This is a genomic window from Microbacterium sp. Bi128, from assembly GCF_918698205.1.
Genome location: NZ_CAKKMM010000497.1, coordinates 1 through 3,425 on the forward strand (window position 1 = coordinate 1; position 3,425 = coordinate 3,425).

The following is a 3,425-nucleotide window of genomic DNA, read 5'->3' on the forward strand; positions in this document are numbered from 1 at the left end:
CGCCCAGCGCACCCGAGGGGTCGCAGACCGCGAACGCCGCGCGCACCGTCGCCTCCTCATCGCCCACCGGGGGGACGACGGCGCGACCGGCCTGAGCCTGCGCGAAGAGGTGATCCCAGGCCGCCGCGGCGACCACCGACGCCACCCCCACCTGGGCACCGTGCAGCCCTACGTCGGCGCCGCGGGCCACGGCGTTCATGTCGAGCATGTGGCTGACGAGGTGTTCGACGCCCGACAGACAGGCCGTGGATCCGGCGATCCCGGTGCCGATGCCGCGGATGGCGAGGACGCGGGTGAGCTGCTCGACCGGCCGGGCGCGCCCCTCGCCGAGACCGGCGCCCCACTCCGCCGGATCGCCGGCGAACTCCAGGAGCAGGTCGCGGGGCGTGGTGTGGAACGAGGCGTCCGTTCCGACCTGCGCGGCCAGCCACCAGTCGGCGGGCGCGGTGAACAGCGACTGGAGCTCGCCGAAGCCGGAGGCGTTCAGCTCGACGGGGGCGGTGGCGATCACGGTCGTATCGGCGAGCACGACGTCGGGCCAGCGGGAGTCGATCGTCCGCTTGGCCCCCGAGCGCAGCACCACCGAGACGTTGTCGGTGAACCCGTCGACCGAGGCGGCCGTCTGCACGATCACCAGCGGGATGCCGCCCGCCCGCGCCGATGCGACCTTCGCGATGTCCGAGATCGTGCCGGACCCCACGGCCACCACGGCGTCCGTTCCCGCGACCGCTGCGGTGGCGCCGTCGAGGGCCGCGTCGTCGACGTGGAGGTGTCCCGGTTCGCCGAGGACCGTGCCGGCGACGACGAACTCCTCCTCGAGGGCGCGGCGCACCGTCTCCTTGAGGTCGGTGTCGCCCGAGAGGATGCGGGTGGCGTCGACGAGGAGCGCGACGGTCGCACGACCGGTGCCGTCGGGGAGCAGGGCCCGGACGTGCGCGGACGCGAGGGCGGCGGCATCCGGCGCGATCACGAGGTTGCGCAGCCCGAGGGGCACGAGGCCCTCGGGGCGCTCGGCATCCGCGATCGCGGCCCGGACGGCCTCGAGGTCGGTGGGGTCTGCGATGCGGGAGAACGCGCTCATGTCCAGCCTTCGACTCTGAATCGGACGTATGCATATTCATTCAGTACGTGAATATGTTTGTCCCGTGAGTCTAGGAAGGCCTCGCGGACCCGTCAAGGGGCGCGCGCGAGCAGCGCGACGACCGGATCGGCGCGCGAATCGGCGACGAGCGACGACTCAGCCGCGCGCGACGATCTCGATCCGGCCGCCGACCCGACGCGCGAGGCAGCCGGGCAGGTCGATGGGGCCCTGGCCGCGCCAGTCGGTGGCCAGGCGCGCGACCTCGAGGGTCTGCGTCCGGGTGAGGGCGACACCGAACTCGCTCTCGACGACGTGCCGCACGATGCGGTTCCGCAGCGCGGCGGGGTTCGCCGCGAGCGCCGCGACCGACACCGAGATCCCCGCCTCGGCGTGCTCGACGATGTCCTCGATCGTCTCGTCGATCATCTCCTGGAACGCCGCGGCGTCCTCGCGCAGCTGATCGGCGGTGCGAGCGAGGGCCTCGGCGACGCCCGGCCCGAGCTCGGCCTCCAGCACCGGCAGCACGTTCTCGCGCACCCGCACGCGCGCGAACGCGGGATCGGAGTTGTGGGGGTCGCGCCACGGGTCGAGTCCGTCCGCGACGCAGGCGGCGGCCGTGGTCTCGCGCCGCACGGCGAGAAGCGGGCGCAGCAGCACCGGGCCGGCGGCATCCCCGCGCTCGGGGGCCATGCCCGACAGGCTCGTCGTCCCCGATCCGCGCGCGAGCCCGAGGAGCACCGTCTCGGCCTGGTCGTCGAGCGTGTGCCCCACCAGCACCGCGTCGGCTCCGACCTCGGCGGCCGCGCGCGCCAGACCCGCGTATCGCGCCGCGCGGGCCGCAGCCTCGGGCCCGTTCCCCGCGCGCACCTCGACCGCGACCACCCGGGCGAGCAGCCCGAGCCCGCGGGCGACCTCGGCCGCCCTCTCCGCGATCGCGGCGGAGCCCGGCTGGAGTCCGTGGTCGATCACCACGGCTTCGGCGCGGATGCCGAGCCGCGGTGCCTCGAAGGCGGTCGCCGCCGCGAGCGCGAGCGAGTCCGCACCGCCGGAGAGCGCGACGACGACGGCACCGCTGCGCCCCTCGAGGCTCGCCCGCACCGCACGCCGCACCTCCGCGACGGCGGGGTCGAGTCCGGGTCGTCGCTCCTGCATGGCATCCACGCTATCCGTCGACGCCCGCGCGCCCGCACTCCCGACACCCCGGCGAACACAACGAAGGAAATCCGTCGCCCGGGCACGGCTGGCGGCCGGGAATCGGCGGGGCCCCTCGCAGATCTCCTTCGTTGTGTCGCGGTGAGCGGCGAAGCCGACGGCGGCGGGGACGCCCCGGCTAGGCTGGGCGGCGGAAAGCCACCGATCTAAGGAGCACACGTATGGGCGCGTACGACGCCGTCATCGAGATCCCGCGCGGCAGCCGCGTGAAGTACGAAGTCGACCACGGCACCGGCCGGGTCTTCCTCGACCGCATCCTGTACACGGTGTTCGGCTACCCGGCCAACTACGGCTTCTTCGAGAACACCCTCGGCGAAGACGGCGACCCGCTCGACGTGCTGGTCCTCCTCGACCGCGACCTCTACCCCGGCGTGCTGGCCAAGGTGCGCCCCGTCGGCGTGCTGAAGATGAGCGACGAGGCCGGCGGCGACGACAAGGTCGTGGCCGTGCTGTCGAAGGACCCGCGCTGGGACCACATCCAGGATGTCGACGACATCGACGAGTGGACCAAGAAGGAGATCTCGCACTTCTTCGAGCACTACAAGGACCTCGAGCCCAACAAGTGGGTCAAGGTCGACGAGTGGGCGGATGCCGCCGAGGCCGAGCGCCTGGTCGGCGAAGCCTTCGCGCGCTTCGAGGAGCACGACGCCCAGACCAAGACGCAGGGTGAGGGCGAATCCCCCAACACCCTCTGATCTCCCCGATCACGACGAAGCCCCCCGGTCGGCGACCGGGGGGCTTTCGCGTGGATCAGACCCAGATGCCGCGATCGCGGAGCCACGGGGCCGGGTCGGTCGTGCCGCCCCACGGCGGGTAGACCTCGAAGTGGAGGTGGCAGCCGAAGGAGTTTCCGGTCTGCCCGGTCGCGGCGATCTGCTGACCGGCCGAGACGCGCTGACCGTTCGAGACGTAGATGCCGCCGTTGACGATGTGCGCGTAGCCGGTGCCCGACCCGTCGTCGTGCTGGATGCGGATGTAGTTGCCGTAGCCGCCGTTGTAGCCGGCGTAGGTCACGCGGCCGCTCGACGCGGCGTAGATGGGCGACCAGCATCCGGCGCCAAAGTCCAGGCCGAGGTGCCACGTGCTCGCGCAGTAGCTGGCGCCGCACTGGCCGGCCCGGGGACCGTAGCCC

4 protein-coding genes are annotated in these 3,425 nt (G+C 72.9%); 1 reads left to right on the plus strand and 3 read right to left on the minus strand.

Translation table 11 applies throughout. From position 1 onward, the window contains the following. Both LQV45_RS21750 and tilS read right to left on the minus strand, forming a co-directional pair. A partial coding sequence (locus LQV45_RS21750; protein ID WP_230008781.1) for an iron-containing alcohol dehydrogenase occupies positions 1–1,081 on the minus strand: 1,081 nt, incomplete at its 3' end. Positions 1,082–1,237: 156 nt separating this feature from the next. Beyond that, on the minus strand, positions 1,238–2,233 hold the full coding sequence (gene tilS, locus LQV45_RS21755; protein ID WP_230008782.1) for a tRNA lysidine(34) synthetase TilS: 996 nt from the start codon (positions 2,231–2,233) through the stop codon (positions 1,238–1,240). Positions 2,234–2,454: 221 nt separating this feature from the next. Between tilS and LQV45_RS21760 the strand changes: the two genes are divergently transcribed. Continuing rightward, positions 2,455–2,988, plus strand: coding sequence for an inorganic diphosphatase (locus LQV45_RS21760; RefSeq protein WP_230008783.1), 534 nt, complete (start codon positions 2,455–2,457; stop codon positions 2,986–2,988). A 55-nt stretch (positions 2,989–3,043) separates the two neighbouring features. Here the strand turns inward: LQV45_RS21760 and LQV45_RS21765 are convergent. Beyond that, positions 3,044–3,425: M23 family metallopeptidase (locus LQV45_RS21765; RefSeq protein WP_230008784.1), on the minus strand; the 382-nt coding region annotated here is incomplete at its 5' end.

Bases quoted from the DNA above. Each gene is read 5' to 3' on its own strand.
- tilS (WP_230008782.1), bottom strand. From the start codon at position 2,233: ATGCAGGAGCGACGACCCGGACTCGACCCCGCCGTCGCGGAGGTGCGG.
- LQV45_RS21760 (WP_230008783.1), top strand. From the start codon at position 2,455: ATGGGCGCGTACGACGCCGTCATCGAGATCCCGCGCGGCAGCCGCGTG.